The 26,188-nt window shown below is 67.5% G+C and carries 24 protein-coding genes; 18 read left to right on the top strand and 6 right to left on the bottom strand.

Going from position 1 to position 26,188, the window contains the following annotated elements; all coding sequences use genetic code 11:
* Positions 1-25: 25 nt before the first annotated feature.
* Together V4F39_RS17940 and V4F39_RS17935 are read left to right on the top strand one after the other, a co-directional pair.
* Positions 26-367: a DUF4936 family protein gene (locus V4F39_RS17940; protein ID WP_332291120.1), complete on the top strand. Its 342-nt coding sequence runs from the start codon at positions 26-28 to the stop codon at positions 365-367.
* Positions 358-1,245 carry an NRDE family protein gene (locus tag V4F39_RS17935; RefSeq protein ID WP_332291119.1) on the top strand — a complete coding sequence of 296 codons (888 nt, stop codon included), beginning with the start codon at positions 358-360 and terminating at the stop codon, positions 1,243-1,245. The genes V4F39_RS17940 and V4F39_RS17935 overlap by 10 nt, the downstream gene beginning before the upstream one ends.
* A 1-nt stretch (position 1,246) precedes the next feature.
* Here V4F39_RS17935 and V4F39_RS17930 read toward each other — a convergent pair whose 3' ends face one another.
* The 4 genes from V4F39_RS17930 to V4F39_RS17915 form a co-directional block, all read right to left on the bottom strand.
* Positions 1,247-2,104 (bottom strand): YbgC/FadM family acyl-CoA thioesterase, encoded by an 858-nt coding sequence (locus V4F39_RS17930; protein WP_332291117.1) that lies wholly within the window; start codon positions 2,102-2,104, stop codon positions 1,247-1,249.
* Positions 2,101-3,024, bottom strand: a complete 924-nt coding sequence (locus tag V4F39_RS17925; RefSeq protein WP_332291561.1) for an alpha/beta hydrolase — start codon at positions 3,022-3,024, stop codon at positions 2,101-2,103. The genes V4F39_RS17930 and V4F39_RS17925 overlap by 4 nt, the downstream gene beginning before the upstream one ends.
* Before the next feature lie 190 nt (positions 3,025-3,214).
* The gene (gene aceA, locus V4F39_RS17920) at positions 3,215-4,507 is read right to left on the bottom strand and encodes an isocitrate lyase (protein WP_378234990.1); all 1,293 of its coding nucleotides are present in this window, start codon (positions 4,505-4,507) and stop codon (positions 3,215-3,217) included.
* 239 nt (positions 4,508-4,746) lie between these two features.
* Positions 4,747-5,463 carry a type 1 glutamine amidotransferase gene (locus tag V4F39_RS17915; protein ID WP_332291115.1) on the bottom strand — a complete coding sequence of 239 codons (717 nt, stop codon included), beginning with the start codon at positions 5,461-5,463 and terminating at the stop codon, positions 4,747-4,749.
* Positions 5,464-5,533: 70 nt separating this feature from the next.
* On the opposite strand from V4F39_RS17915, the gene V4F39_RS17910 reads away from it, so the two are divergent.
* Positions 5,534-6,466: an agmatinase gene (locus V4F39_RS17910; protein WP_332291558.1), complete on the top strand. Its 933-nt coding sequence runs from the start codon at positions 5,534-5,536 to the stop codon at positions 6,464-6,466.
* Here V4F39_RS17910 and V4F39_RS17905 read toward each other — a convergent pair.
* On the bottom strand, positions 6,456-6,935 hold the full coding sequence (locus tag V4F39_RS17905) for an Lrp/AsnC family transcriptional regulator (RefSeq protein WP_332291114.1): 480 nt from the start codon (positions 6,933-6,935) through the stop codon (positions 6,456-6,458). The two genes, V4F39_RS17910 and V4F39_RS17905, sit on opposite strands and share 11 nt — an antisense overlap.
* 158 nt (positions 6,936-7,093) lie before the next feature.
* Here V4F39_RS17905 and aptA point away from each other — a divergent pair, with 158 nt between their 5' ends.
* The 15 genes from aptA to V4F39_RS17830 all read left to right on the top strand — a co-directional run bounded on the left by aptA (position 7,094) and on the right by V4F39_RS17830 (position 25,279).
* Positions 7,094-8,404 (top strand): omega-aminotransferase AptA, encoded by a 1,311-nt coding sequence (aptA, locus tag V4F39_RS17900; protein ID WP_332291113.1) that lies wholly within the window; start codon positions 7,094-7,096, stop codon positions 8,402-8,404.
* A gap of 6 nt (positions 8,405-8,410) precedes the next feature.
* Entirely contained in the window at positions 8,411-9,715 is a 1,305-nt protein-coding gene (locus tag V4F39_RS17895) for an NAD(P)/FAD-dependent oxidoreductase (protein ID WP_332291112.1), read from the top strand.
* A gap of 151 nt (positions 9,716-9,866) precedes the next feature.
* The gene (locus tag V4F39_RS17890) at positions 9,867-10,586 is read left to right on the top strand and encodes a gamma-glutamyl-gamma-aminobutyrate hydrolase family protein (protein ID WP_332291110.1); all 720 of its coding nucleotides are present in this window, start codon (positions 9,867-9,869) and stop codon (positions 10,584-10,586) included.
* A gap of 78 nt (positions 10,587-10,664) precedes the next feature.
* Positions 10,665-12,032: a glutamine synthetase family protein gene (locus V4F39_RS17885; protein WP_332291108.1), complete on the top strand. Its 1,368-nt coding sequence runs from the start codon at positions 10,665-10,667 to the stop codon at positions 12,030-12,032.
* Positions 12,033-12,184: 152 nt separating this feature from the next.
* Positions 12,185-13,582 (top strand): aspartate aminotransferase family protein, encoded by a 1,398-nt coding sequence (locus tag V4F39_RS17880; protein WP_332291107.1) that lies wholly within the window; start codon positions 12,185-12,187, stop codon positions 13,580-13,582.
* 54 nt (positions 13,583-13,636) lie between these two features.
* Positions 13,637-14,743 (top strand): polyamine ABC transporter substrate-binding protein, encoded by a 1,107-nt coding sequence (locus V4F39_RS17875; RefSeq protein WP_332291106.1) that lies wholly within the window; start codon positions 13,637-13,639, stop codon positions 14,741-14,743.
* 110 nt (positions 14,744-14,853) lie between these two features.
* Positions 14,854-15,966, top strand: a complete 1,113-nt coding sequence (locus tag V4F39_RS17870; protein ID WP_378234989.1) for a polyamine ABC transporter substrate-binding protein — start codon at positions 14,854-14,856, stop codon at positions 15,964-15,966.
* 70 nt (positions 15,967-16,036) lie between these two features.
* On the top strand, positions 16,037-17,149 hold the full coding sequence (locus V4F39_RS17865) for an ABC transporter ATP-binding protein (protein WP_332291105.1): 1,113 nt from the start codon (positions 16,037-16,039) through the stop codon (positions 17,147-17,149).
* Between the two features lie 13 nt (positions 17,150-17,162).
* Positions 17,163-18,104, top strand: a complete 942-nt coding sequence (locus V4F39_RS17860) for an ABC transporter permease subunit (protein WP_332291103.1) — start codon at positions 17,163-17,165, stop codon at positions 18,102-18,104.
* On the top strand, positions 18,101-18,973 hold the full coding sequence (locus V4F39_RS17855) for an ABC transporter permease subunit (RefSeq protein WP_332291101.1): 873 nt from the start codon (positions 18,101-18,103) through the stop codon (positions 18,971-18,973). The genes V4F39_RS17860 and V4F39_RS17855 overlap by 4 nt, the downstream gene beginning before the upstream one ends.
* 55 nt (positions 18,974-19,028) lie before the next feature.
* Positions 19,029-20,402 carry a DUF3138 family protein gene (locus V4F39_RS17850; RefSeq protein WP_332291100.1) on the top strand — a complete coding sequence of 458 codons (1,374 nt, stop codon included), beginning with the start codon at positions 19,029-19,031 and terminating at the stop codon, positions 20,400-20,402.
* 40 nt (positions 20,403-20,442) lie between these two features.
* On the top strand, positions 20,443-21,939 hold the full coding sequence (locus tag V4F39_RS17845) for an aldehyde dehydrogenase (RefSeq protein WP_332291099.1): 1,497 nt from the start codon (positions 20,443-20,445) through the stop codon (positions 21,937-21,939).
* A gap of 2 nt (positions 21,940-21,941) precedes the next feature.
* On the top strand, positions 21,942-23,321 hold the full coding sequence (gene glnT, locus V4F39_RS17840) for a type III glutamate--ammonia ligase (protein ID WP_332291097.1): 1,380 nt from the start codon (positions 21,942-21,944) through the stop codon (positions 23,319-23,321).
* A gap of 2 nt (positions 23,322-23,323) precedes the next feature.
* The gene (locus V4F39_RS17835; protein WP_332291095.1) at positions 23,324-24,235 is read left to right on the top strand and encodes a DMT family transporter; all 912 of its coding nucleotides are present in this window, start codon (positions 23,324-23,326) and stop codon (positions 24,233-24,235) included.
* A 90-nt stretch (positions 24,236-24,325) separates the two neighbouring features.
* Complete coding sequence (locus tag V4F39_RS17830; protein WP_332291093.1) at positions 24,326-25,279, top strand: patatin-like phospholipase family protein; 954 nt, start codon at positions 24,326-24,328, stop codon at positions 25,277-25,279.
* On the opposite strand, the gene dusA is transcribed toward V4F39_RS17830, so the two are convergent.
* Entirely contained in the window at positions 25,198-26,184 is a 987-nt protein-coding gene (gene dusA, locus V4F39_RS17825; protein WP_332291092.1) for a tRNA dihydrouridine(20/20a) synthase DusA, read from the bottom strand. The genes V4F39_RS17830 and dusA overlap by 82 nt on opposite strands.
* Between the last annotated feature and the right edge of the window lie 4 nt (positions 26,185-26,188).

Below are 26,188 nucleotides of genomic sequence, written 5' to 3'. Positions count from 1 at the left end.
GCGAACATCCATTAAAGTGATCGCGGTGCTGTCATCCCGATCACTTCAGCTCTACATCTACTACCGCGTGGCTTGCGACGACCTGGCGCAGAGCCTCGCCGCTGCCGGGCGGATGCAGTCCGACCTGGCACGGCGCCATCCGGGCCTCGCCGTGCAACTGCTCGTCAAGCGCGCACCGGCAACGGCGCCCTCGTCCGCCGCATCGCACGCCACGCTGATGGAGATCTACGCCGCTGAAGACACCGCTCCCGCGGGCGGCGACCTGATCCAGGCGCTGGCCGGCGAGATCGAGCGCGAGGCCGCGTCCTGCCTCGGGCGCTGGATCGACGGCGTGCGCCACGCGGAGTGGTTCGAGCCATGTGCCTAGCCGCGCTTTCCGTCGACCAGCACCGCCGCTACCCTTTCGTGCTCGCCGCGAACCGCGACGAGTACTACCGGCGCCCGACGGCGCGCATGGGCTGGTGGCTGCTCGACGGCGGCGGCCCGGTCGTCCTGGGTGGGCGGGATCTGCAGGCCGGGGGCAGCTGGTGTGCGCTCTCCGCCGAGGGCCGGCTGGCCCTGGTCACCAACGTACGGCGCCCGGGCAGCATGGATCCTGGCGCCCCCTCGCGCGGTGCCATCGTGGCCCGCTGGCTGCGAGGCGACGAACCCTCGTCCCGCTTCTGGGTGCAGATCGGCCTCGAAGGCTACAACCCGTTCAACCTCGTCGCGTTCGATTTCACCCGCGACGAGCGCTTCTGGTGCGGCGCCGAGGCGGCGCCTCGGCGGCTCGATTCGGGGCTGTTCGGCGTGTCGAACGCGCTGCTCGACACCCCTTGGCCCAAGGTCGTCGCCTTGAAGGCCGCGACGCGTTCAGCGCTGGCCGCGACCCGGAGCCCGCAAGGCCTGGCAGATCGCCTCTTTGCCGCGCTCGCCGACCCTGCCCCGTGCGCCGACGAAGACCTGCCCCGCACGGGCATCCCGCTGGACCGTGAACGCAGCCTGTCCAGCGCTTTTGTGCGCATGCCCGGGCCGACGCCTGAGCTTGGCTATGGCACACGCAGCTCGATCGTCGTCATCGTCGAGCGAACGGGCGCCCGCACCGTCACGCACCTGTACGAACGGAGCTGGCGGTCGGACGGCAGCCTGGAGGCGCTCCGCCATGCCGTGCTGCCCGATTGGCCCCCTGCCCCCAACGCGCCGCGTTGGTCGGTCGACTCGGCCCGCATGACCGAAACCGAGTACCCGTCGCCGCTCCCCGCCTGAGCTACAGGGCCTTCACCATCTCGACGTGCGGGATGCCGGCCTCCTCGAAAACCGGGCCACGGGCAACGAACCCGGCGCGCGCGTAGAAGGGCGCGGCGCTCAGCTGCGCGTGCAACAGCGCTTCATGGTCGCCCCGCGCGCGTGCGGCCGCCAGCAGCGCATCGAGCACGGCACGGCCGACGTGGCTGCCTCGTGCCACCGGCAGCACCGCCATCCGGCCGATCTTGGCCACGCCCGGCACATGCTCCAGCAGCCGGCCGGTGGCCAGCGGGCAGCCGAAGCGGTTGACGGCCAGCGCATGGGTGCAGGCGGCATCGGCGGCGTCCCACTCCAGCGCGGCCGGGATCCGCTGTTCGTCGACGAACACCCGGCTGCGGATGCGCTGCGCATGCTCGCCCAGTTCGGCCCAGCTGCCGATGCGCACCTCCACCATCGGCTGCCCGGCCTCGAACGCGTCCAGCGCGCCACGCAGATCCTGCGGCAGTGGCCGGCTGGTCTGCGTCTGGGGATCCGCAAAGACGTAGACCAGTTCGCCATGCACCAGGCATTGCTCGCCCCGGAACACCGCCGCATGGAAGACCAGCGACGAGTTGCCGATGCGGCCGCAGCGCACACCGACGTCGAGCAGCTCGTCCAAGCGGGCCGACGCAAGGTACTCCACCGTCGTCTTGCGCATGTACAGGTCGCCCCCCAGGGCGGCCATCGTGTCCTGGTACGGCAAGGCCATCGCGCGCCAGTAGCCCGCCACGGCCGTGTCGAAGTACATCAGGTAGTGGCCATTGAAGACGATCTGCTGCAGGTCGACCTCGGCCCAGCGCACCCGAAGACGCTCGAGGAAGCGGAACTCGGTTCGTTTCATGGGAATGGCCTCCATGCCGCATGCAGCGCGTCGCCGATGGCTTGCTGCGCCACGCCGGCCTCGCGCAACGCACGGCCCATCTTGATGAAGTCGTGCGTCATCCCGCGGACGATGTCGAGTTCGACGGGCACGCCGGCCAGGCGCAGTCTGTCGGCGTAGGCCACCCCTTCATCCACCAGCGGATCGCATTCGGCCAGCAGGACGAAGGCGGGCGCGACACCCTCGAGTTCGTCGGCAAGCAAGGGAGCGAAGCGCCAGTCGGTGCGCTGCGCATGGGGGATGTATTGATCGAAGAACCAGGCGATGTCTTCGGCCTCCAGCAGCAGGCTCTTCGCAAACCGCTGGTGGGAATCGGTATCGGCGTGCGCGGTGGTCCCGGGCGTGATCAGCACCTGCAGGGCCAGCGCGAGCCCGATGTCGCGCGCGTGAAGCGCCCCGACGGCGGCCAGGGTGCCGCCCGCGCTGTCCCCGCCGATCGCCAGCCTGCGGGCGTCCAGCTCCAGCAGGCGTCCCCCTGCGTCGGCCAGCCAACGCAAGGCGGACCACACGTCCTCGACCGCGGCGGGAAAGGGATGCTCGGGCGCGAGGCGGTAGTCGAGCGCCAGCACGGCACCGCCGCTGCGCAGTGCGAGCTGGCGGCACAGGCTGTCGTGCGTTTCGAGGTTGCCGATCGTGAAGCCGCCGCCGTGCAGGTAGAGCAGCACCGGCAGGCCGGCGTCGGTCGACGGCGCGTACAGGCGCGCCGGCAGCGGGGTGCCGTCGCCGCCGGGCACCTGGAGATCGACCACGCGCGGCAGAGGTGCGCGCGGCGGCTCCAGCACCTCGGCCGCGGTGGTGTAGGCGGCGCGCGCCTCGACCGGCGACATCGAGCGGAACGGCGGCCGGTTGGCGCGGCGGATGCGCTCCAGCAGCGCGGCCATCTGGGGTGTGGGGGACGGAGCGTTCAACGCGGCAGGACCCGGTGGGCAAGCGGATCGGCAACAAGGGGGCGCCAAGCATAGCCATCCCGCCCTCGACGCCGAAGTGCCCATCAAAAAGGCCCGGCAGCGCGGGTGCGCTCCGGGCCATGTCCAGCCGCGGCGGGGTCCGCGACCGTCGCTCGTCGACAGATCAGTGCTTGTCGAAGAACTGCTCGTCTTCGGTCGAGCCCTTCAACGCGGCCGTGGAGGCGTTGGCTTCGATCGTGGTGGTCACGGCATCGAAGTACCCGGTGCCGACTTCGCGTTGGTGCTTCACGGCGGTGAAGCCCTTCTCCGCGGCGGCGAACTCGGCCTGCTGCAGCTCGACGAAGGCCGTCATGTTGTTGCGGGCGTAGCCGTGGGCGAGGTTGAACATCGAGTAGTTCAGCGCATGGAAGCCGGCCAGCGTGATGAACTGGAACTTGTAGCCCATCGCACCCAGCTCGCGCTGGAACTTGGCGATCGTCGCGTCGTCGAGGTTCTTCTTCCAGTTGAACGACGGCGAGCAGTTGTACGACAGCATCTTGCCGGGGAACTTGGCGTGGATGGCGTCGGCGAACTTCTTCGCGAAGGCCAGGTCCGGCGTGCCGGTTTCGCACCAGATCAAGTCGGCGTACTCGGCGTAGGCCAGGCCGCGGCTGATGGCCTGCTCGATGCCGTTGGTGGAGCGGTAGAAGCCCTCAACGGTGCGCTCGCCGGTGAAGAACGGCTTGTCGTTGGGGTCGATGTCGCTGGTCACCAGGTCGGCGGCTTCCGCGTCGGTGCGGGCCAGCAGGATGGTGGGCGTGCCCATCACGTCGGCGGCCAGGCGCGCGGCCACCAGCTTGCTGACGGCTTCACGCGTCGGCACCAGCACCTTGCCGCCCATGTGGCCGCACTTCTTGGCCGCGGCCAGCTGGTCTTCGAAGTGCACGCCGGCGGCACCCGCCTCGATCATCGCCTTCATCAGTTCGAACGCGTTCAGCACGCCGCCGAAGCCGGCTTCGGCATCGGCCACGATCGGCGCGAAGTAGTCGATGTCGTTCTTGCCTTCGCTCCACTGGATCTGGTCGGCGCGGGCGAAGGTGGCGTTGATCTTCTTCACCACCTTCGGCACCGAGTCCACCGAGTACAGCGACTGGTCGGGGTACATCTCGCCGTTGCTGTTGGCATCGCCGGCCACTTGCCAGCCCGACAGGTAGATGGCCTTCAGGCCGGCCTTGACCTGCTGCATGGCCTGGTTGCCGGTCAGCGCGCCGAGGGCGTTGACGAAGGGCTCGTTGTTGATCAGGTTCCACAGCTTCTCGGCGCCGCGCTTGGCCAGCGTGTGCTCGACCTGCAGCGAGCCGCGCAGGCGCACCACGTCGGCGGCGCTGTAGCCGCGCTTGATGCCCTTCCAGCGGGGGTTTTCGGCCCAGTCCTTCTCGAGGGCGGCGATTTGTTGTTCTCGGGTCAGCGTCGTCATGGGTGGCTCCTTGGAGAGGTGAACGAGGATCGGAAGACGGCTCTAGCGTAGCCCGCACGCTCTCGCATCAGAACACTTATGTCTTATATAAGACATAAATTTAATTCTTTTTAAATCAACAACTTGCCCTTAGAATTTCTCAATGTGGAATATCATCTTTCGTCATGGAAAATTTTGCTGCATTGCAGCAGCCCGTCATTTCACGATGCGGAAGCAATTTTTGGCTTCGTGAAATGCCGTCAGCCCTCGGGCGCGGCAGCCATCCAGCGCTCGTAGATCCGGCGTGCCAGCGCCTGCTGCAGCGGAAGGCAACGCTTGGCGTCCGCACGCATGCGGCTGCCGCTGTGCACCGTCGCGGGAAACTCCCCCTGTGCCCGCAGGTAGGCGGGATCGACCGACGCGGACCAGCGCATGAGCTTCTCCTCGTCGACCTCCACATGGAACTGCATCGCGAGGTGGCGGCCGTACGAGAAGGCCTGCACGGGACATGCGCTGCTCGTGGCCAATGGGGTGGCTCCGGCCGGCAACTCGAAGGCTTCGCCGTGCCAGTGCATCACCGTGTGCTCGGCACCCTCGCCCAACCACGCCCGGGCTTCCGGGGTCTCGTTCACCACCATCTGCTGCCAGCCGATTTCCGGCGCGGGCGACGCGGTGATCCGCGCCCCGAGCGCCTTCGCCATCAGCTGGCCCCCGAGGCAATGGCCGACCACCGGCAGGCCGGCATGGTGCGCCTGGAGGAAGAGGCTTTCGGCCTGCCGCAGGGACGGCAGCGGATCGTTGGCGCTCATCTCGCCCCCCAGGAGCGCCAGGGCCCGGTACCCGTCGATCCGCTCCGGGTAGGCATCGCCCTGCTGGCTGTTGCGCACGTCGACCGGAATGCCGTGCTCGCGCAGCCAGGTGCCGAGGTAGGCGGGGCCGTCGCTGGTGAGGTTCTGAAGGACGAGGACGGGAAGCATGTCAATCCAGCCTGTTCGTATGATGAAGCCGAGTGTGCTTCAAGCAAACAGCTTGCCTTCTATCGTCGACATGAGCTTCGCGTACCTTTCGGACAGCGGTTTCCTCAAGGCGCCGCCCGCCACCGACCAGCCCTTTGCCGTCGCCGGCATCGCGTGGGACGGTGCCACGACCAACCGGCCCGGCGCCCGGCTGGCCCCGAGGGCGATCCGCGAGGCCAGCCACATGCTCTGCGACGGCATCCACCCGCACTTCGACGTCACGCCGGACGGCCTGCTCGGCGACGCGGGCGATCTGGCGCTGCCCAACACCGGCCTCGATGCGATGCGCCGTGCCATGCCGGCCCTCGTCGCGCCCCTCATCGCGCGTCATCACATGGCCTGGCTGGGCGGCGACCATTCGATCACCCTGCCCTTGCTGCGCAGCTACGCCGAGCACCTCGGCCGGCCTCTCGCGGTGCTGCACTTCGATGCACATTGCGATACCTGGGAAGACCACTTCGGCGAGCCGAGCGGCCACGGCACGTGGGTGTACGAAGCCATGGAGGAAGGCTTGGTCATCAAGCCCTGCTTCATGCAGCTGGGCATCCGGTCGGCCGCCCGGCGCGAGGCGCGGGACTACGTGCGCGACCAAGGCGGTGCCATCGTCTCCGCCCGCGAACTCCGCGGCCTCCAGAGCCCCGAGCAGCTGGCCCCGATCACCGCTGAACTCCGGCGCCGCCTGGCCGCGCACGGCGATCCGCCGCTCTACGTCAGCCTGGACATCGACTGCCTCGATCCCGCCTTCGCGCCCGGCACCGGCACCCCCGAGCCGGGCGGCCTGGCGAGCCACCAGGTACTGAGCGTGCTGGAGGACCTCGCCGGGCTCGACTGCGTGGGTATGGACTGCGTCGAGGTGTCGCCGCCGTTCGACCATGCCGAACTCAGCAGCCAGGCCGCGGCGGCCTTCGTCTGGACCTACCTCTGCGCGCAGATCTCGCGCCGCGCTGCCGCCGTCAAAGATTGAGCGCGGTCGTCTTCTTCACCGTGCGCAGCACGAGCATCGAATTCGATCGCGTCACGCCGGGCAGGCGGCCGAGCACGTCGGTGTGGAACCGCTCCAGGTCCTCGGCGTCGTGGTACGTGAAACGGATGAGGTAGTCGTTCGAGCCAGCCACGTAGTGGCAGTCGAGGATCTGCGGTTCGTCGCGTACCGCGCGCTCGAAGGCGTCCATCACCGCCTTGCTCAGCGATTCGAGGTTGACGATGGTGAAGCTCGTGCCCGGTTGGCCGACCGCCTTCGGGTTCAGCAAGGCGACGTAGCGGGCGATGACGCCGCTTTCCTCGAGATGCTTGACCCTGCGCAGGCAGGCCGAAGGCGACAGATGCACCCGCTGCGCCAGTTCGAGGTTGGTGAGGCGGCCCTCGGCCTGCAACTCGGTGAGGATGGCGCGGTCTACCGCATCAAGTTGCACGAGACTGGGGCCGCTTCGCATGAAGTTTCATCAAGTTCAATGATTTTCGAATCATATTGCGTACCTGCGGGTTTACGCGTCACCATTGCGCAAGCACATTGCGCACCGCCCTCTCTAGACTTTCGAGCGTCGGCAGTCGATACACGCTGCCTCTCGATCCACGTTCCCCGGAGTTCCCCATGAGCACGTCAAGCCTCGATGCCTACTGGATGCCCTTCACCGCCAACCGCTTGTTCAAAAAGGCGCCGCGCATGCTGGCTCGGGCGGAAGGCATGTACTACCGGACGCCCGAGGGGCGCGAGGTGCTCGACGGCGTGGCGGGCCTGTGGTGCGTCAACGCCGGCCACGGCCGGCCGAAGATCGTGAAGGCCATCGCCGAACAGGCCGCCGAGATGGACTTCGCACCGCCTTTCCAGATGGGCCACCCCAAGGCGTTCGAGCTGGCGGACCGGCTGGTGGAGATCGCCCCCAAGGGGTTGAACAAGGTCTTCTATACCAATTCAGGTTCCGAGGCGGTCGAGACGGCATTGAAGATCGCCCTGGCCTACCACCGTGCGCGCGGCGAAGGTTCGCGCACCCGGCTGATCGGCCGCGAACGCGGCTACCACGGGGTCAACTTCGGCGGCATCTCGGTGGGCGGCATCGTCGCCAATCGGAAGATGTTCGGCACGCTGCTGACCGGCGTGGATCACATCCGCCACACGCACGATCCCGCACGCAACAGCTTCAGCGTGGGCCAGCCAGCGCACGGCGCCGACCTGGCCGACGATCTCGAACGACTGGTGGCCCTGCACGACGCCTCGACCATCGCCGCGGTGATCGTCGAGCCGGTGGCAGGCTCGACGGGCGTGCTGCTTCCACCGCAAGGCTACCTGCAGCGCCTGCGCGAGATCTGCGACAAGCACGGCATCCTGCTGATCTTCGACGAGGTCATCACCGGTTTCGGCCGGACCGGCCAGCCCTTCGCCGCGCAGACCTTCGGCGTCACGCCCGACCTGATGACCGTCGCCAAGGGCCTCACCAACGGCTGCGTACCCATGGGGGCGGTGTTCGCCAAGCAGGCGATCCACGACGCCTTCATGAACGGCCCGGAGCACCTGATCGAGTTCTTCCACGGCTACACCTACTCCGCTCACCCGCTGGCCTGCGCTGCCGCGCTCGCCACGCTCGAGACCTACGCCGACGACGGCCTGCTCACGCGGGCGACCGACATGCAGGACCATTTTTCGCAAGCGCTGCACAGCCTGAAGGGCCTGCCGCACGTCATCGATATCCGCAACATCGGGCTGGTCGGCGGCATCGAACTGGCGGCGCGGTCCGGTGAGCCGGGCAAGCGGGCCTTCGACGTCTTCCTCGACTGCTGGGAACAGGGCCTGATGATCCGGACCACGGGCGACACCATCGCGCTGTCGCCGCCGCTCATCATCCAGGCGGAGCACATCGACAAGATCGTGGACACGCTGGCCACGGCGATCAAGCGGGTCGCCTGAGAGCGCATGCGCTTCCTGGAGATCGATCGCGAACTGACGCGTCTGTCGTACTACGACGCGACCGCTCCGCGCGGTGTCTCCTTCCCCGCATTGCCCGGCGCCACGCAGGCGGACGTGGCGATCGTGGGCGGGGGGCTGGCGGGGCTGTCCGCTGCGATCGAACTCCGCCAACGCGGCATGGACGTCGTGCTGCTCGAGGCACAGCAAGTCGGCTTCGGCGCGAGCGGGCGCAACGGTGGGCAAGCCATCCACGGCCTGGCCTGCGATCAGGCCACGATCGAGGCGGAACTCGGGATCGAGGAGGCCCGCCGCACCTGGGCCATGTCGCTGGAAGCGATCGACCTGATCCGGGCGCGTTGCAAGGCGTTCGGCATCGACTGCGATTGGCGCGACGGCTACCTCGGCGTCGCCGTCAATGCACGCAAGGCGCGGGCGCTGCGGGAGGGGGTCGACCACCTCGCCACGCACTACGGCTTCGAGCAGACCTGGATCGACCAGCCCGACCTGCCGCGCTGGATCGCCAGCCCCCGCTATGTGGCAGCGGCGTACGACGGACGGTCCGGCCACCTGCATCCGCTGAAGTACACCCTGGGACTGGCGCGCGCCGCGGTATCGCTGGGCGTGCGGTTGCACGAACGGACGACGGTGACGGCCCTGAAGCCTGGTGCGGTCGCCGAACTGGCTACGCCGCACGGTCCCGTTCGCGCGCGCCAGGTGCTCCTGGCCGGCAACGTGTACCTCCAGGAGTTTTCTCCCCTGCTGGCGCGCCCGCTGTCGCCCCGCATCATGCCGGTCGGCACGTACATCACCTGCTCTCAGGCGCTCGATCCGGCGCTGGCCGCATCGCTGGTGCCTTGCGGCGCCGCGGTGTGCGACAACAACTTCGTGCTCGACTACTTCCGCCCCACCGCCGACCACCGCATGCTCTACGGCGGCCGCGCCAGCTACACGACGCAGACGCCGGCGCACCTCGCCGACGGCATGCAGCGCCGGATGGCGGCCACCTTTCCGCAACTGGCGGGCACGCGGGTCGAATACGCCTGGGGCGGTTTCGTCGACATCTCGTTCAGCCGCGCACCCGATTTCGGGCGGCTCGGGTCGAACGTGTACTACCTGCAGGGCTTCTCCGGCCACGGCCTGGCGCTGACGGGCCTGGCCGGTCGTGTGGTCGCTGAGGCGATGGCCGGCGATGCCTCCCGCTTCGATGTCTTCGCGAAGCTCAGGCACCGCGAATTCCCCGGTGGTCGGCTGCTGCGGATGCCCGCGCTGGCGCTGGGCATGGCGTACTACCGGCTGAAGGATCTCCTTTGAAGCAGTTCCCGCCCGATCATCGGGAGCACGCCGCATTGACGCTGCGGCCCACATTGGCACACTGCATGCATCGCCCCAGCCTATGAGTCAGCCTCTGCACGCTGCATCCCATCCAGCCAAGCCGGTGGTCCTCGTCCCGGCGTGCAATCGCATGCTGGGCCACCACCCCTTCCACATCGCCGGCAAGAAATACATCGACGGTGTTCGTCTCGCCGGTTGCCAGCCTTTGATCGTGCCCACTGCCGAGCTGGAGGAGATCGAGGCGCTGCTCGATCTGGCCGATGGTGTCCTGCTGACCGGCTCACCCTCCAACGTGCACCCCCGCCACTTCGGGGAAGCGGTGCTCGACGACACCCTGCCGCTCGACGCCGCCCGCGACGCTTGGACCCTGCCGATGATCCCGCGCATCCTGGCGCGCGGCATTCCGCTCATGGCGATCTGCCGCGGTGCGCAGGAAACCAACGTGGCGCTCGGCGGCAGCCTGTACCAGGCGGTGCACACGGTCGAGCCGCATGCGGACCACCGGGCCGATGACAAGGCCACGGCCGATGTGCAGTACGGCCCGGCGCACGACGTCATCGCGGAGCCGGGCGGCCTGCTGGCAACGGTGGTGGGGCAGCCGCGTTTTCGCGTCAACTCGGTCCACGGCCAGGCGGTCCGCCGTCTCGCGCCCGGGTTGCGTGTCGAGGCGCGAGCGCCCGACGGCCTGATCGAAGCCTTCTCTGCCGAGGCGCCCGGCTTCAACCTCTGCGTGCAATGGCATCCGGAATGGCAGGCCGCCGACAACCCGGTGTCCCGGCGGCTCTTCGGCGCGTTCGGGGAAGCCTGCACCGCCTACCGCGACCGCCACCGCCCACCCCCACGCCGCTGAAGCCGGACAGCTCGTCCACTCCCCAGGGCCTTTGTGCCGCCGCCCGCAAGGCGGCACGCCTCACCGAAAGGGTGTCCCATGGTGGTACGCGACAACTACACCTTCAGCGAGCTCGAACAGTGGCTCAACAAGAACCGGGTGACCGAGATCGAATGTCTCGTGCCCGACCTCACCGGCGTGGCGCGCGGCAAGATCCTGCCGCGCGAGAAGTTCACCGAGGACCGCGGCATGCGGCTGCCCGAAGCCGTCGTGGCGATGGGCGTGACGGGCGAATTCCCCGAGGAAGGCCCCTACTACGACGTCATCAACCCGACCGATCGCGACATGCACCTGCGCCCGGACCCGACCACGGTGCGCATCGTGCCGTGGGCGACCGACCCGACGGCCCAGGTCATCCATGACTGCTTCGATCGCGACGGTACGCTGGTACCGTTCGCACCGCGTTCTGTGCTCAGGCGCGTATGTGACCTCTACGCTGCCGAAGGATGGGACCCGGTCGTCGCCCCTGAACTTGAGTTCTACCTCGTCGACCGCAATACCGACCCCGATGTGCCGCTGAAGGCGCCCATCGGCCGCAGCGGCCGTGCCGAGACCTCGCGCCAGGCCTACTCCATCGACGCCGTCAACGAGTTCGATCCGCTCTTCGAAGACGTCTACGCCTATTGCGAGAAGATGGAGCTGAACGTGGATACGCTGATCCACGAGGTGGGCGCGGGCCAGATGGAGATCAACTTCTTCCACGCCCACCCGCTGGGGCTCGCCGACGAGGTGTTCTTCTTCAAGCGCACGGTGCGCGAGGCGGCGATGCGCCACGGCATGTTCGCCACCTTCATGGCCAAGCCGATCGCCGGCGAGCCTGGCAGCGCGATGCACATCCACCAGAGCCTTGTCAGCCAGGCCACCGGCCGCAACCTCTTCAGCAACGAGGACGGCTCGCCGAGCCAGGAGTTCTTCTGGTACATCGGCGGGCTGCAGAAGTACATCCCGGCCGCGATGGCACTCTTCGCGCCCTACGTCAACTCGTACCGCCGGCTGGTGCGTTCCAACGCGGCGCCGATCAACATCCAGTGGGGGACCGACAACCGCACGGTGGGCATTCGCTCGCCGGTGGCGCAGCCCAACGCGCGTCGCATCGAAAACCGAGTGATCGGCGCCGATGCCAACCCCTACGTCGCGCTGGCCGCGACGCTGGCCTGCGGCTACCTCGGCATCAAGAACCGCCTGGAACCCACGCCCGAGTGCAAGGGCGATGCCTACCTGGGCGAGTTCCAGCTGCCGCGCAGCCTGGGCGAGGCGCTGCAGCTCCTGCGCGCCGAGCACGACCTGGCTGCCGTGCTCGGCGAAGCCTTCGTCACGGTCTACACCGAGGTGAAGGAGATCGAGCATGCCGAATTCATGAAGGTGATCTCGCCCTGGGAGCGCGAGCACCTGCTGCTGCACGTGTGATGGAGCCCCCAAGCTCGCATTCGCTCGCTACCCCCCGAGGGGGCCGTCCGCCGACGGACCGGCAGAGCCGGATCCGTGGCGGGAAGCTTGATCACCGTCTGCGCGATCCGTGCTAAGCGCGCGACTTAGCTACCGTCTGTGAGGAAAACACCATGACGTCCACCGTCCCCCCGCGCACCACCCGCGAATGGCAGGCCGCCGATGCCGCCCACTTCCTGCACCCCTTCACCGATTTCCAATCGCTGGCCAAGAAGGGCTCGCGCATCATCACGAAGGCCGACAACATCTACCTGACCGACAGCGACGGCCATCGCATCCTCGATGCGATGAGCGGCCTGTGGTGCGTCAACGTCGGCTACGGACAGCAGGCGTTGATCGACGCGGCCACGCGGCAGCTGAAGGAGCTCCCCTTCTACAACGCGTTCTTCCAGACGGCGACGCCGCCGGCGATCGAGCTGGCCGAACTGCTGTCGGAAGTCACCCCGCCCCAGTTCAGCCGGGTGTTCTTCTCCGGATCCGGCTCCGAAGGCAACGACACCGTGGTGCGCATGGTGCGGCGCTACTGGGACATCCTCGGCCACCCGCAGCGCTCGGTCATCATCAGCCGCAACAACGCCTACCACGGCTCGACGATGGCCGGCGCATCGCTGGGCGGCATGAGCGGCATGCACGCACAGGGCGGCCTGCCCATCCCCGGCATCGAACACATCGAGCAGCCCTACTGGTTCGCCAACGGCGGCGACCTCGGCCGCGATGAGTTCGGGCGCGTGGCGGCCGGCTGGCTGGAACAGAAGATCCTGGCCGTCGGCCCCGACAAGGTGGCTGCCTTCATCGGCGAGCCGGTGCAGGGCGCGGGTGGTGTCATCGTCCCGCCCGACACCTACTGGCCCGAGATCCAGCGCATCTGCGACAAGTACGGCGTGCTGCTGGTCAGCGACGAGGTGATCTGCGGTTTCGGGCGCACCGGCCATTGGTTCGGCTGCGAACGCTTCGGTACCCGGCCCGACCTGATGACCTTTGCGAAGGGCGTGACGTCCGGCTACGTGCCACTGGGCGGCGTGATGGTCGGTGACCGCATCGCCAAGGTGCTGATCGAGCAGGGCGGCGAGTTCGAGCATGGCTACACCTACTCGGGCCACCCGGTGTCCTGCGCGGTCGCCCTGGCCAACATCCGGTTGATCCAGGAACTGAAGCTCGTGGAGCGGGTGCGCGACGATACGGGCCCCTACCTCGCGCAGGTCTACACCCAGCTCGCAGACCATCCCCTGGTGGCCGAGGCGCAGACCTGCGGCCTGATGGGTGCGTTGCTGCTGGCGCGGCGCGACGCCAAGGGCGGCAGGGCGCGGCCATTCGCCCCGGAGGTGGGGATCGGCATGGTCTGCCGCGGCCACTGCTTCGCCAACGGCCTGATCATGCGTGCCGTCGGAGACCGCATGATCATCGCGCCTCCCCTGGTGATGACCCGGGCGCAGATCGACGAGATGGCGGCCCTGATCCGCCGCTGCCTCGACCTGACGCTCGCCGACTGCCATCGCAACGGCTGGCTGTGAACCGGACCGCCTAAACTTCTGCGCAATGCTTTTTCCCTCAGGAGTACTGCTGCCATGAAGTCCGTGTTCCGCCACAGCCTGTGCGCGTTGACGCTGTCCATCCTTGCCACCGCCGCCGGTGCGCAAGAAAAAGTCGTCAATGTCTACAACTGGGCCGACTACATCGCCGAAGACACGATCAAGAATTTCGAGAAGGAAACCGGCATCAAGGTCCGGTACGACAACTTCGACAGCAACGAGGCCCTGCACGCCAAGCTGGTGGCAGGCAAGTCGGGCTACGACGTCGTGGTGCCCGGCTCGCATTTCGCGAAGATGCAGATCCAGGCAGGCCTGCTCGCCAAGCTCGACAAGAGCAAGCTGCCGAACCTCAAGAACCTCGATCCCGCCATCCAGGCGCAACTGGCGAAGGTCGATCCCGGCAACGAGCACCTGGTCGACTGGTTGTGGGGCTACACCACCGTGGGCATCAACGCCGACAAGGTGAAAGCTGCCCTCGGCAGCACGCCCATGCCGGACAACGCCTGGGACCTGGTCTTCAAGCCCGAGTACGCCGGCAAGCTCAAGGGCTGCGGCATCACCTTCCTCGATTCGGCCTCCGAGGTGCTGCCGATCGCGTTGAAGTACATCGGCAAGGATCCCTACAGCAACGCAGCGGCCGACTATGCCGAGGCGGGGGCGATGCTCAAGAAGATCCGCCCGTTCGTCACCCGCTTCGCTGGTTCGGGCTCCGACTACATCGAGCAGATGGCCCGCGGCAACATCTGCGCGGTGGTGGGATGGTCGGGCGACATCATGATCGCGAAGAACAAGTCGGCCCAGGCCAAGAAGCCGCAGAACCTGCAGGTGCTGCTGCCCAAGACGGGCGGCCTGCTGTTCTTCGACACGATGGCGATCCCGAAGGACGCGCCCAACATGGACAACGCGCTGGCCTTCATCAACTACATCCTGAAACCCGAGGTGCATGCCTCGCTGACGAACGCGGTGTTCTACGCCAATCCGAACAAGGCCTCGCTGCAGTACGTCAAGCCGGAGATCGCGAAGGACAAGGCGGTGTTCCCCGATGCGGCCGGGCTCGACAGCATGATCCCGCCCGGTTCGCCGGACCAGGCCACACGCCGCCTGATCACCCGCACCTACACCAATTTCAAGGCCAACCGCTGATGCCTGCCTGATCGGCAACCCGGGCGGGCCGGATCGAACTTTCCGGCCCGCATCTTGCTCGCATGTCCGCCCAACCCCCCCTCGCCCTCCCCGCCTCCGGAGACCACTCGATGAAACGACCCGCCTTCCCCCTGCTGCCCATCCTGAGCGCCCTGGCGCTGGCCATGGGCCTCCCAGGCGCGCACGCGCAGGAAGAGAAGGTGCTCAACGTCTACAACTGGTCGGACTACATCGCCGAAGACACGCTGGCCAACTTCGAGAAGGAAACCGGCATCAAGGTCCGCTACGACAACTTCGACAGCAACGAGGTGCTGCATGCGAAGCTGGTCGCAGGCAAGACGGGCTACGACGTCGTCGTCCCTTCCTCCTACTGGGCGAAGCTGCAGGCTGACGGCGGCCTGCTGCAAAAGCTCGACAAGAGCAAGCTGCCCAACCTGAAGAACCTCGATCCGGCCCTGCAGGCGCAACTGGCCAAGCTCGATCCGGGCAACCAGTACGGCGTCAACTGGCTGTGGGGCTACACCACCGTGGGCATCAACGTCGACAAGGTCAAGGCGGCGCTCGGCGGCATGCCCATGCCCGAGAACGCGTGGGACCTGGTCTTCAAGCCCGAATACATCTCTAAGCTCAAGAGCTGCGGCGTCAGCTTCCTCGATTCCCCGACCGAGGTCGTGCCGGCCGCGCTGCACTACCTGGGCAAGCCGGCCTACAGCAAGAACCAGTCCGACTATGCCGCCGTCGGCCCGCTGCTGAAGAGCGTCCGGCCATACGTGACCCTCTTCAGCTCGTCGGGCTACATCAACGACATGGCCAACGGCTCGATCTGCCTCGCGCTGGGCTGGTCGGGCGACATCGGCATCGCGCGTCAACGCGCCATCGACGGCAAGACCGGCCAGAAGATCGAAACGCTGATCCCCAGCACCGGCGGCATCCTGTTCTTCGACATGATGGTGATTCCCGCCGATGCACCCCACCCCGACAACGCACACAAGTTCATCAACTACATGATGCGTCCCGAGGTCGCGGCCAGCCTGACCAACAAGGTCAACTACGCCAATCCCAACCTGGAGTCGAAGAAGCTGGTCAAGCCCGAAGTGGCCAACAACCCGGCGGTGTTCCTGAGTGCCGCCGACATGGCCAAGATGCAGGCGCCCGACGCGATCGGAGGCGACATCCGCCGCACGATGACCCGGCTGTACACATCGTTCAAGACCGGCATGTGATCGCCAGGCGGCAGCGGGCCTGCGCCCGCGCCGCCAACACAAAACATAAGAACTCCCAGGAGCCGGACCCATGAGTGGCGACGCGCCCGCGCAGGCAGACTTCCTGCGCATCGAAGACGTGGTGAAGGATTTCGGCGGCACCGTTGCCGTCAACCACGTCAGCTTGTCCATCGCCAAAGGCGAGATCTTCGCGTTGCTCGGATCGTCGGGCTGCGGCAAGTCCACGCTGCTGCGCATGCTCGCCGGCTTCGAGACGCCGACCTCCGGCAGGATCGTGCTGAATGGCCAGGATCTCGCCGGCCTGCCACCGTACGAACGCCCGATCAACATGATGTTCCAGAGCTATGCGCTCTTCCCCCACCTCACGGTCTGGGACAACATCGCGTTCGGCCTGCGGCGCGACGGCATGGCCAAGGACAAGATCGCCGAACGCGTCGAGAAGATGCTGAAGCTGGTGCAGCTGGGCAAGTTCGCGAAGCGCAAGCCCCACCAGTTGTCGGGCGGTCAGCAACAGCGGGTCGCGCTGGCCCGCAGCCTGGCCAAGCGTCCCCAGCTGCTGTTGCTCGACGAGCCCCTGGGCGCCCTCGACAAGAAGCTGCGCGAGGAAACGCAGATCGAGCTGGTCAACATCATCGAAGAGGTGGGTGTGACCTGCGTGATGGTGACGCACGACCAGGAAGAAGCGATGACCATGGCCTCGCGCATCGCGGTGATGACCGAAGGACGCATCGCCCAGGTCGGCGCGCCCGGCGACATCTACGAGACCCCTGCGTCACGCTTTGTGGCCGACTTCATCGGCAACGTCAACCTGATGCCCGGCACGCTGACCGACGACCAGCCCGACCGCGTGATCATCGATTGCGCAGACTGCAGCCACCTCGTCGGCCACGGCATCACGGGCACCGAAGGCATGTCCGTCACCGTCGCGCTTCGCCCGGAAAAGATCCGCGTCACCCGTGACGAACCCTCCAGTCCGCAGGATCCGCACAACAAGGTGCGTGGCACGGTCAAGGAGATGGCCTACTTCGGCAGCTACACCGTCTACCGCCTGGCGCTGCCCAGCGGCGCGGTGCTCAAGGCAAGCCAGATGAACAGCGAGCGCCATGCCGAAGATCCGCTGACCTGGGGCGATGAAGCCTGGGCGAGCTGGACGCCCTCGGCCCAGGTCGTGCTGACGCAATGACGGCGGGGGACGCATGAGCAACCACTTGCCCTTGCACTGGTGGCAGCGCCTGGGCCTGCGCGGGCGCAGCGCGGTCATCGGGGTGCCCTATGCCTGGCTGTTGATCTTCTTCCTGATGCCGTTCCTGATCGTCCTGAAGATCAGCGTCTCCGAGATGGAGACGGTGACCTTCAAGGATCTGGTCACCTATGCGGAGGGCGTGCTGCAGGTGACGATCAAGCTCGGCAGCTACCTGTTCATCGCGCAGGACGACCTCTACTTCCTGACCTATCTGCGCAGCCTCAAGTACGCAGCCGTCACCACGCTGCTGTGCCTGGCGATCGGCTATCCGTTTGCCTACTTCATGGCACGTGCCAAGCCCACCGCGCAGCCTGCGCTGGTGATGCTGGTGATGCTGCCCTTCTGGACCTCTTTCCTGCTGCGGGTCTATGCGTGGAAAGGCCTGCTGGGCGAAGGCGGGCTGATCGCCAACCTGCTGATTTCCACCGGCGTCGACCAGTTCCTGGCGGCCGCTGGCTTGATCGCTTCTCCCGGCAAACTGATGAACACGCCCTTCTCGCTGGTGGTCGGCATGGTCTACACGTACCTGCCGTTCATGATCCTGCCGCTGTACGCCAACTTGTCGAAGATGGACCTGCGGCTGCTCGAGGCCGCCACCGACCTCGGCGCCACGCCGTGGGTGGCGTTCTGGAAGGTGACGGTGCCGCTCTCCAAGGCCGGCATCATCGCCGGCTCGATGCTGGTGTTCATCCCCTGCGTCGGCGAGTTCGTGATTCCCGAACTGCTCGGCGGGCCCGAGACGCTGATGATCGGCCGTGTGCTGTGGGACGAGTTCTTCAGCAACAACGATTGGCCGATGGCGTCCGCGGTGGCGGTCGTGATGGTGCTGTTGATCATCGTGCCGCTGGCGCTCTTCAATCGGTACCAGGCCGAGGCGCAGGAGCGGCGGGCATGAGGGCCGCGCTCGGACCCCGCCTGGCGCGGCACGTCGGCAAGGCCTGGCTGGTGGCGGGCTTCGTCTTCCTCTACATGCCCATCGTCGCGCTGGTCGTCTACTCGTTCAACGACTCGCCGGTGCCGAACCAGTGGGCCGGCTTCACGGTGAAGTGGTACGGCGCGCTCGCCAAGGACAGCGAGATGCTCGGCGGCCTGTGGCTCAGCCTGAAGATCGCCTTCTTCACCGCCACCGGCGCGGTCATCCTGGGCACGCTGGCCGCCTTCACGCTGGTCAAGTACCGGCGCTTTTTCGGCCGCACGGCCTTTTCCGGCATGGTGAGCGCGCCGCTGGTGATGCCGGAAGTCATCGTCGGGTTGTCGCTCCTGCTCTTCCTGGTCTCGGTGCAGCGGCTGACCGAAGGCCTGTTCGGCACCGGATGGCCCGACCGCGGCGCGCTGACGATCTGGATGGGCCACCTGCTCGTGGGCATGGCCTACGCCACCGTGGTGGTGCAGTCACGGCTGCAGGACCTGAATCCGCAACTCGAAGAAGCGGCGATGGACCTGGGGGCACGCCCATCGCAAGTCTTCATGCTGGTCACGCTGCCGATGATCGCGCAGGCGCTGATGTCGGCCTGGCTGCTGACCTTCACGATCTCGCTCGACGACGTCGTGCTGTCGGCCTTCCTGTCGGGGCCCGGATCCACCACGATGCCACTGGTGATCTTCTCGCGGGCTCGGCTGGGTGTGAATCCGAGCGTCAACGCCATGGCCACCGTGATCATCGTGGTCGTCGCGATCGGTGTGCTCACCGCGAGCTACCTGATCGCCCGCGCCGAACGCGAGCGCATCCGAGCCGTCAACAAGGCGCGCAGCGAGGGAGGCTGAGCGCCCTGTCCGTCCAGAACAAGCCAACAAGACCCGAGCGTAGGAGAGAACCCCCATGACCGTCGCCCATCGCCCCTTGACCCTGCTGGCGGCTGCCGTCGCCCTCGCCTTTCCGGCGATGGGCAGCGCGCAGACCACAAACGAGCAACTGCTGCAGGAACTGCGCGACCTGAAGGCGCGGGTCGGGGAGCTCGAGAAGAAGCTGAAGGACACCGAGGCCAAGCTGCCGCCGGCCGGCACCGGCTGGGGCATGACACCCGACCAGGCGGCCGAACTCAACCGCCTGACCGTCAAGACCGATGCGCTGGAGGAGAACAGCGAGACCTGGGGTTTCAAGGATCTGAAGATCAGCGGCTACATCGAGCCGACCTACATCTGGAACAAGCTGCAGAACCGCTCGGGCTTCCAGTTCCTGAACCAGCAGTCGGACGGTTACTTCTACGACACCTCCTACATGGGCGCCGCGGTGCTCGACATCACGAAGGAGATGGAAGGCGGCACGATCTGGAAGCTGACGCTGGCGCCCAACCGCGGCGTCGGCGCGCTGATCGACGGCAACAGCATCATCCAGGAGGCCAGCGTCTCGGTGCCGCTGGGCAGCCTGCAGACGCGGCTGATCGCCGGCCAGATTCCCGACTGGTCTGGCTACGAGTACCAGCAACCCACGCTCAACCCCTTCACCACCCACAACCTGCTCTACGACTTCACGCTGCCGGCCGGCTACACCGGCGTGGGGCTCATGCACACGGTCGGCAAGTGGGCGATCAAGGGCATGCTGGCCAACGTCAACACGCCGATCAAGGCACCGGGAGAAAAGTCGCCGGTGCTGGTGTACCGCGTCGATTACTCGAAGGGCGAGTTCGACGGCTTCGGCTTCGCAGGCTTGCATGGCAAGTCGCCCAACTACAACACGGGCGAAGGCTCGACCGCCCACCTCTTCGAGGTCGACGGCTACTACATCCGCGGCGACTGGACGCTGCAGGGGCAGCTGAGCTTCGGCCGGCAAAAGGACGCGGCCATCACACCCGACGCAGACGGCAACTGGCGCGACGCCAGCTGGTGGGGCGTGTCCGGCCTGGCAGGCTACGCGTTCACGCCCCGGCTGCAAGGCCTGGTGCGGGCGGACTACCTGAACAACAAGAAGAACGGGGGTGGGCTGTACACCTACAACGGCTATTACCTTCCGGATGAAGGCGTCTACAACGACAGCCGCAACGGCATCGGCCCGGCTCCCGAGGGCAACCTCGACCGCGGTGCCAATCGCTACGCGCTGACCTTCGGCCTGAAATACGCCGTCAACCCGACGACCACCTTCAAGGTCGAGTACCGACTCGATGGCGCCGACCGTGCGGTGTTCGAGGACGTGAAGAACGGCGAATTCAAGAAGCGCAACCACCTGCTCGGGACCTCGCTCGTCGTCGCCTTCTGAGGCGGCGGGGCGGCCCGCAGGACGTACCAGGAGACATACCATGGGCAAGACCGTTGCCGATTGGCACGCGCGGGCGCAGGCCGCCCGCTTCGACGGCCGCAGCGTCGTCGACGGCCAGCGCCGCGATGGCGCCAGTGGCGAAACCTTCGACAAGCACTCGCCGATCGACGGCCGGCGCCTCGGCGCGGTGGTGCGGGGCCGCGAGGCCGACGTCGACGCCGCCGTCAGGAGCGCGCGCGCCGCCTTCGAAGACCGCCGCTGGTGCGGCCTGGCGCCGGCCGTGCGCAAGAAGGTGCTGCAGCGTTTCGCCGCCAAGATCCTCGAGGCCAAAGACGAGCTGGCCCTGCTCGAAACGCTGGACATGGGCAAGCCGATCGCCCATGCGCTGGCCGTCGACGTGCCGGCCACGGCGCGCACGATCGCCTGGTATGCGGAGGCCATCGACAAGGTCTACGACGAGATCGCGCCGACCGGCGCCAACGCGCTGGCGCTGATCACGCGCGAGCCGATGGGGGTCGTCGGCACGATCGTGCCGTGGAACTACCCGATGATCATGGCGGCCTGGAAGCTGGGGCCTGCGCTGGCCACGGGCAACTCGGTGGTGCTCAAGCCCAGCGAAAAATCGCCCTTCACGGCCTTGCGGCTGGCCGAGCTGGCCACCGAGGCGGGCCTGCCGCCGGGCGTGTTCAACGTCGTGCCAGGCTACGGCCATGAAGCCGGCGAGGCGTTGGCGCTGCACATGGACGTCGACGCGGTGGGCTTCACCGGCTCCACGCGGGTCGGCCGCAAGATGCTGGAGTACGCCGGCCGCAGCAACCTGAAGCGGGTGTTCAACGAGCTCGGCGGCAAGTCGGCGTTTGTCGTGTTCCCCGATTTCGAGAATCTTCCTCGGGCAGCCGAGACACTCGCCGGCAGCATCTTCTTCAACCAGGGTGAGAGCTGCAACGCGCCGTCGCGTGTGCTGGTGCACGACAGCATCGCCGACGAATTCGTGCGCCTCGTCGCGGCGCAGACGCCGGCCTACCAGCCGGGCGATCCGCTCGACGACCGCACGGTGATGGGGGCCCTTGTCGACGAGGGCCAGCTGCGCACGGTGATCGGCTACATCGAGGCCGGCAGCAGCGAAGGGGCGCGCTTGGTGGCCGGCGGGCAGCGTGCGCGCAGCGACACGGGCGGCTTCTACGTTCAGCCGACGGTGTTCGACGGCGTGGCGAACGACATGAAGATCGCGCGCGAGGAGATCTTCGGCCCAGTGGTCTCGGTCATCCGATTCAAGGACGAGGCGGAAGCCGTCGCACTGGCCAACCAGAGCAACTACGGCCTGCAGGCCAGCGTGTGGAGCGACAACATCAATCGTGCGCACCGCGTCGCAAGGTCGCTGCGTGCGGGCACCGTGCATGTCAACCAGTACGACGAGGACGACATCACCGTGCCTTTCGGCGGCTACAAGCAGAGCGGCAACGGCCGGGACAAGTCGCTGCACGCGTTCGACAAGTACACCGAACTGAAGACCACCTGGCTGCGCATCGAGCCTTGAACATGGCCCCGACTCCCGCGGTGGCCGCCGCCGACACCGAGGCGCTGCAGGCTCAGCTCGCCGTACAGGGTGTGCACACGCTGCTCGTGCAGTTCACCGACCTGCACGGCGTGGCGAAGGGCAAGTTCGTGCCGCTGGCACAGCTGCGCAGCGTGCTCCTGCACGGTGCCGGCTTCTCCGGCCCGTCGATCGCCGGCACCGGGCTGCCGCGCACGGGCCCCAGGTCGGACTACTGGGCCCGCGGCGATGCCGGCACATTGCAGGCGCTGCCGTGGATGCCGGGCGTCGCACGCATCGTCGGCGATGGCTTCGTGGACGGTGCGCCGTTCGAAGCCTGTCCGCGCCAGGTGCTCAGGCGCGCCGTAGCGCGGTTGGCACAACGGGGCTGGACGCTGCAGGTCGGCATCGAGCCCGAGTTTTTCCTGCTGAAGACGGTGGACGGGCGCTGGCATCCCGCGGACGACGCGGATCGGCTCGACAAGCCCTCCTACGACTTGAAGAGCCTGCCCAGGCAACTGCCCTTCCTGCACCAGCTGCGCGAGGCCCTGCAGGCGGCCGGGCTCGACGTGCTGCAGATCGATCACGAGGATGCACACGGCCAGTACGAGGTGAACTTCGCCCATGCCGACGTGCTGGCGAGCGCCGACCGCTTGATGCTCTTCAAGCTCGCGGCCCATACGCTGGCGGAGCGCCACGGCATGGTGTCGTCGATGATGCCCAAGCCCTTCGCCGACCAGCCGGGCAGCGGCATGCATTGCCATGTGTCGCTGTGGGACGGTGAAGGTCCCGACGCACGCTGCCTGTTCGACGGCGCGGCGGATGGCGGCACCGACGGCGGCCACCTGTCGCCGCTCGGCCGGCAGTTCCTGGCCGGCGTGCTGCTGCACAGCGCGGCGCTGTGTGCCCTCGCGGCACCCACCGTCAACTCCTACAAGCGGTTGACGGTCGGCGAATCCCTGTCCGGCACCACCTGGGCGCCTGCGTACGTGGCGTACGGACCGAACAACCGCAGTGCGCTGCTGCGCACGCTGCCGGGGCGGTTCGAGTGGCGGCTGCCCGATGCCAGCGCCAATCCGTACCTGATGCTGGCCGGCCTGGTGGCCGCCGGCCTCGACGGCATCGAGCGTGCGCTCGATCCGGGGCCCGCCTGCGAGGACGACCTGTTCGAGCTTCCGGCCGCGTCGCGCCAGGAGCGCGGCATCGGCGTGCTGCCCCAGAGCCTGGCGGAGGCGGTGGCGGCCCTGCGGGCCGACCGGGTGGTCGCGTCGGCACTCGGTGAGACGCTCATGAGGGAGTTCACTGCGCTCAAGCACGACGAATGGCTGGCCTATGCCCGGCACGTCAGCGACTGGGAACGCCAACGTTATGCGGCGGCGTTCTGAACATGCCGCACTGGGCCGCTTACCTCTGCCTGGCCGCCAGCATGACGCTGGTCGGCAGCTACGTGGGGCTGTCCAAGCTGCTGGTGGCGGTGCTGCCGGTCTTCCTGCTGGCATGGCTGCGCTTCGGCATCGCCGCGCTCGCGATGGCGCACTGGGTGAAGCGCCGGCCCGGCGAGCTGCCGCTGTCGGGCAATGACCGCCGGCTGCTGTTTCTCGAATCCTTCCTCGGCAACTTCCTGTTCTCCGTCTGCATGCTGTTCGGCGTGCACCTGTCCACCGCGCTGGCGGCGGGGGTGATCATGGCCGCCATCCCGGCGGCGGTGGCGATCCTGTCGCGCGTGTTCCTGCGGGAACGCATCGCCCCTCGTGTGGCCGCCGGTATTGCATGCGCGGTGCTCGGCATCGCGATGGTGTCGCTGAAGAAGGGCGACGCAGGTGACCAGGGCGGAGGTTCCCTCCTGGGCAACCTGCTGCTGTTCGGTGCGGTGGTCTGCGAGGCCAGCTACGTCGTCATCGGCAAGCAACTCACGGGCAACGTCTCTGCCAAGCGCATCAGTGCCCTGGTGAACTTGTGGGGCCTCGTCCTCGTCACGCCCCTGGGGCTGTGGCAGGCGCTGCAGTTCGATTTCGGGGCGGTCGGGATGCCCACCTGGGCGTTGCTGGTCTTCTACGCGCTGGCCGCCAGCATGTGGACGGTCTGGCTGTGGATGACAGGGCTGAAGCACGTGCCCGCCTCGCGGGCGGGCGTCTTCACCGTGATGCTGCCGATCAGCGCCGCGGCGATCGGTGTGCTGTTCCTCGGCGAGCGCTTCTCGGTGGCCCAGGCCGGCGCCTTCGCGCTGGCCCTGACCGGCCTCGTGCTGGCCACGTGGCCCGGCCGCTCGCCGGCTCCCCTGCCGTCGGCCCCCGCCTGACACGCTGGCCGTCGCGGCGCCGGGTTGTAACACGCCAGGTGCCTGCTTTTCTTTCGATCAGGAATCTGCGAAAACCGGCAAATTGGCGGCATGACCTGCACCCCTCCCCTGCAAGCGCTGCGGCTGGTACCCGTGCTCGCCGGCGGTGGCACGCGCCTTCCGGCGCACGTGGGTGTGCTCACCGCCCTTCAGCGCCTCGGGGTGCAGACGCCTCGCCTGGTCGGTGTGTCGGGGGGCAGCATCGTGGCGGCGCTGCACGCGGCGGGCTGGTCGCCGGAGCGGCTGCAGACGCTGGCGCTGGACATCGACTTCGGGCGCTTCCGGGGCTTCTCGCTGTACCAGCTCTTCTTCCACGGCGGATTGACCTCGGGCGACACCTTCGAGCACTGGCTGGACGACCTGCTCGAAGGGGCCTGCTTCAAGGATCTGCCGTTGGACCTGGCGGTGGTCGCGACCGACGTGCGCCGCAGCGAACCCGTGGTGTTCGATCGCGAGACCACGCCCGACTACAAGGTGGCGCGTGCGGTGCGCCATTCCATGGGCATCCCGCTGCTGTTCGCCTTCCAGTCGCACGGGGACAAGCTGCTGGTGGACGGCAGCATCCTCAGCGAGGATGCGCTGCACCGGGACTGGGCCGGCGACAGCACCCCGGTGTGCCTGTTCCGCCTGCGCGGCGAACGCGCAGCCGTCGACGAGGCGGCGCCCAGGCGCCCGTGGTTCCCCCTGCCCGGTTACATCCAGATGCTGATCCGCACCTTCATGACCACGCTGTCGCGCGAATTCGTGAATGCGCGCCACTGGCCACGCACGGTCGTCATCGACGTCGGGCGGCATTCGCCGGTCAACTTCCGCCTGTCTCGCGACGACAAGGCCGAACTGTTCCAGCGCGGGCTGGACACAGTCATGGAGATCCTGCCGCTGAAGTTTCCGGAACTGGCGCCTTCACCCACCGCGCCGCCCGCTCAGGCCGTCGACGGCGATCCCATCCTGGAGGCGGCGGCACGCGCCGCCACGCCCCGCGGCGACATCGCCTTCAGCGAGTGATCGCTCCAGGCCTGGCGCCAGCGGCGGGCGCCGGGCGTGCCGTTCCACAGGCCCATACAGTGCCGCGCCACATGCGACCAGGCACCCCCCGCCGCCACATGGCGCTCCATGTACTCGACCATCGACGCCTCGACCTCCTCACGCACCGGCGCCGGGCCTGATGCGCCGAAGAAGCGTGCATCCCACTCCGCCATCGACCAGGGCTCGTGGTAGGCCTGTCGGCCGAGCATCACCCCGTCGACGTGCGCCAGGTGGGACTCGACCTCCGCGGCCGTCTTGACGCCGCCGTTGAGCACGATCGTCAGTGCGGGGAAGTCGCGCTTGAGCCGGTACACGTGCTCGTAGCGCAGCGGCGGGATCTCGCGGTTCTCCTTCGGGCTCAGGCCTTGCAGCCAGGCGTTGCGTGCGTGCACGATGAAGACGTTGCAGCCGCCCTCGGCCACCGTGCCGACGAAGTCGCGCACGAAGGCGTAGCTCTCCTCCTGGTCGATGCCGATGCGGTGCTTGACGGTGACGGGGATGTCGACGACGTCCCGCATGGCCTTCACCCCGTCGCGCACCAGCGCCGGCTCTGCCATCAGGCAGGCCCCGAACGCGCCGCGCTGCACCCGCTCGCTCGGGCAGCCGCAGTTGAGGTTGATCTCGTCGTAGCCCCACCGGGCGCCCAGGCGCGCGGCGACGGCCAGCGCGTCGGGCTCGCTGCCGCCGAGTTGCAGCGCGACGGGATGCTCCTGAGGGTTGTAGTCCAGGTGGCGCGGCACGTCGCCATGCAGCAGCGCGCCGGTCGTCACCATTTCGCTGTAAAGGCGGGTGTGGCGTGTGATCAGGCGGTGGAAGTAGCGGCAGTGCCGGTCCGTCCAGTCCATGCACGGCGCCACGTTCAAGCGCCAGGGAGAGTGCTGCATCGGT

Source organism: Aquincola agrisoli (genome assembly GCF_036621135.1).
GTDB classification, from domain to species: Bacteria; Pseudomonadota; Gammaproteobacteria; order Burkholderiales; family Burkholderiaceae_C; genus Aquincola; species Aquincola agrisoli.
Note: the sequence above shows the minus strand (reverse complement) of the source record. Positions and strands in the feature narration are given on the sequence as shown.

Coding starts and splice junctions, on each gene's coding strand:
- V4F39_RS17935 (WP_332291119.1), top strand. CDS start 358: ATGTGCCTAGCCGCGCTTTCCGTCGACCAGCACCGCCGCTACCCTTTC.
- V4F39_RS17930 (WP_332291117.1), bottom strand. CDS start 2,104: ATGAAACGAACCGAGTTCCGCTTCCTCGAGCGTCTTCGGGTGCGCTGG.
- V4F39_RS17925 (WP_332291561.1), bottom strand. CDS start 3,024: ATGGCCGCGCTGCTGGAGCGCATCCGCCGCGCCAACCGGCCGCCGTTC.
- aceA (WP_378234990.1), bottom strand. CDS start 4,507: ATGACGACGCTGACCCGAGAACAACAAATCGCCGCCCTCGAGAAGGAC.
- V4F39_RS17915 (WP_332291115.1), bottom strand. CDS start 5,463: ATGCTTCCCGTCCTCGTCCTTCAGAACCTCACCAGCGACGGCCCCGCC.
- V4F39_RS17910 (WP_332291558.1), top strand. CDS start 5,534: ATGAGCTTCGCGTACCTTTCGGACAGCGGTTTCCTCAAGGCGCCGCCC.
- V4F39_RS17905 (WP_332291114.1), bottom strand. CDS start 6,935: ATGCGAAGCGGCCCCAGTCTCGTGCAACTTGATGCGGTAGACCGCGCC.
- aptA (WP_332291113.1), top strand. CDS start 7,094: ATGAGCACGTCAAGCCTCGATGCCTACTGGATGCCCTTCACCGCCAAC.
- V4F39_RS17895 (WP_332291112.1), top strand. CDS start 8,411: ATGCGCTTCCTGGAGATCGATCGCGAACTGACGCGTCTGTCGTACTAC.
- V4F39_RS17890 (WP_332291110.1), top strand. CDS start 9,867: ATGCTGGGCCACCACCCCTTCCACATCGCCGGCAAGAAATACATCGAC.
- V4F39_RS17885 (WP_332291108.1), top strand. CDS start 10,665: ATGGTGGTACGCGACAACTACACCTTCAGCGAGCTCGAACAGTGGCTC.
- V4F39_RS17880 (WP_332291107.1), top strand. CDS start 12,185: ATGACGTCCACCGTCCCCCCGCGCACCACCCGCGAATGGCAGGCCGCC.
- V4F39_RS17875 (WP_332291106.1), top strand. CDS start 13,637: ATGAAGTCCGTGTTCCGCCACAGCCTGTGCGCGTTGACGCTGTCCATC.
- V4F39_RS17870 (WP_378234989.1), top strand. CDS start 14,854: ATGAAACGACCCGCCTTCCCCCTGCTGCCCATCCTGAGCGCCCTGGCG.
- V4F39_RS17865 (WP_332291105.1), top strand. CDS start 16,037: ATGAGTGGCGACGCGCCCGCGCAGGCAGACTTCCTGCGCATCGAAGAC.
- V4F39_RS17860 (WP_332291103.1), top strand. CDS start 17,163: ATGAGCAACCACTTGCCCTTGCACTGGTGGCAGCGCCTGGGCCTGCGC.
- V4F39_RS17855 (WP_332291101.1), top strand. CDS start 18,101: ATGAGGGCCGCGCTCGGACCCCGCCTGGCGCGGCACGTCGGCAAGGCC.
- V4F39_RS17850 (WP_332291100.1), top strand. CDS start 19,029: ATGACCGTCGCCCATCGCCCCTTGACCCTGCTGGCGGCTGCCGTCGCC.
- V4F39_RS17845 (WP_332291099.1), top strand. CDS start 20,443: ATGGGCAAGACCGTTGCCGATTGGCACGCGCGGGCGCAGGCCGCCCGC.
- glnT (WP_332291097.1), top strand. CDS start 21,942: ATGGCCCCGACTCCCGCGGTGGCCGCCGCCGACACCGAGGCGCTGCAG.
- V4F39_RS17835 (WP_332291095.1), top strand. CDS start 23,324: ATGCCGCACTGGGCCGCTTACCTCTGCCTGGCCGCCAGCATGACGCTG.
- V4F39_RS17830 (WP_332291093.1), top strand. CDS start 24,326: ATGACCTGCACCCCTCCCCTGCAAGCGCTGCGGCTGGTACCCGTGCTC.
- dusA (WP_332291092.1), bottom strand. CDS start 26,184: ATGCAGCACTCTCCCTGGCGCTTGAACGTGGCGCCGTGCATGGACTGG.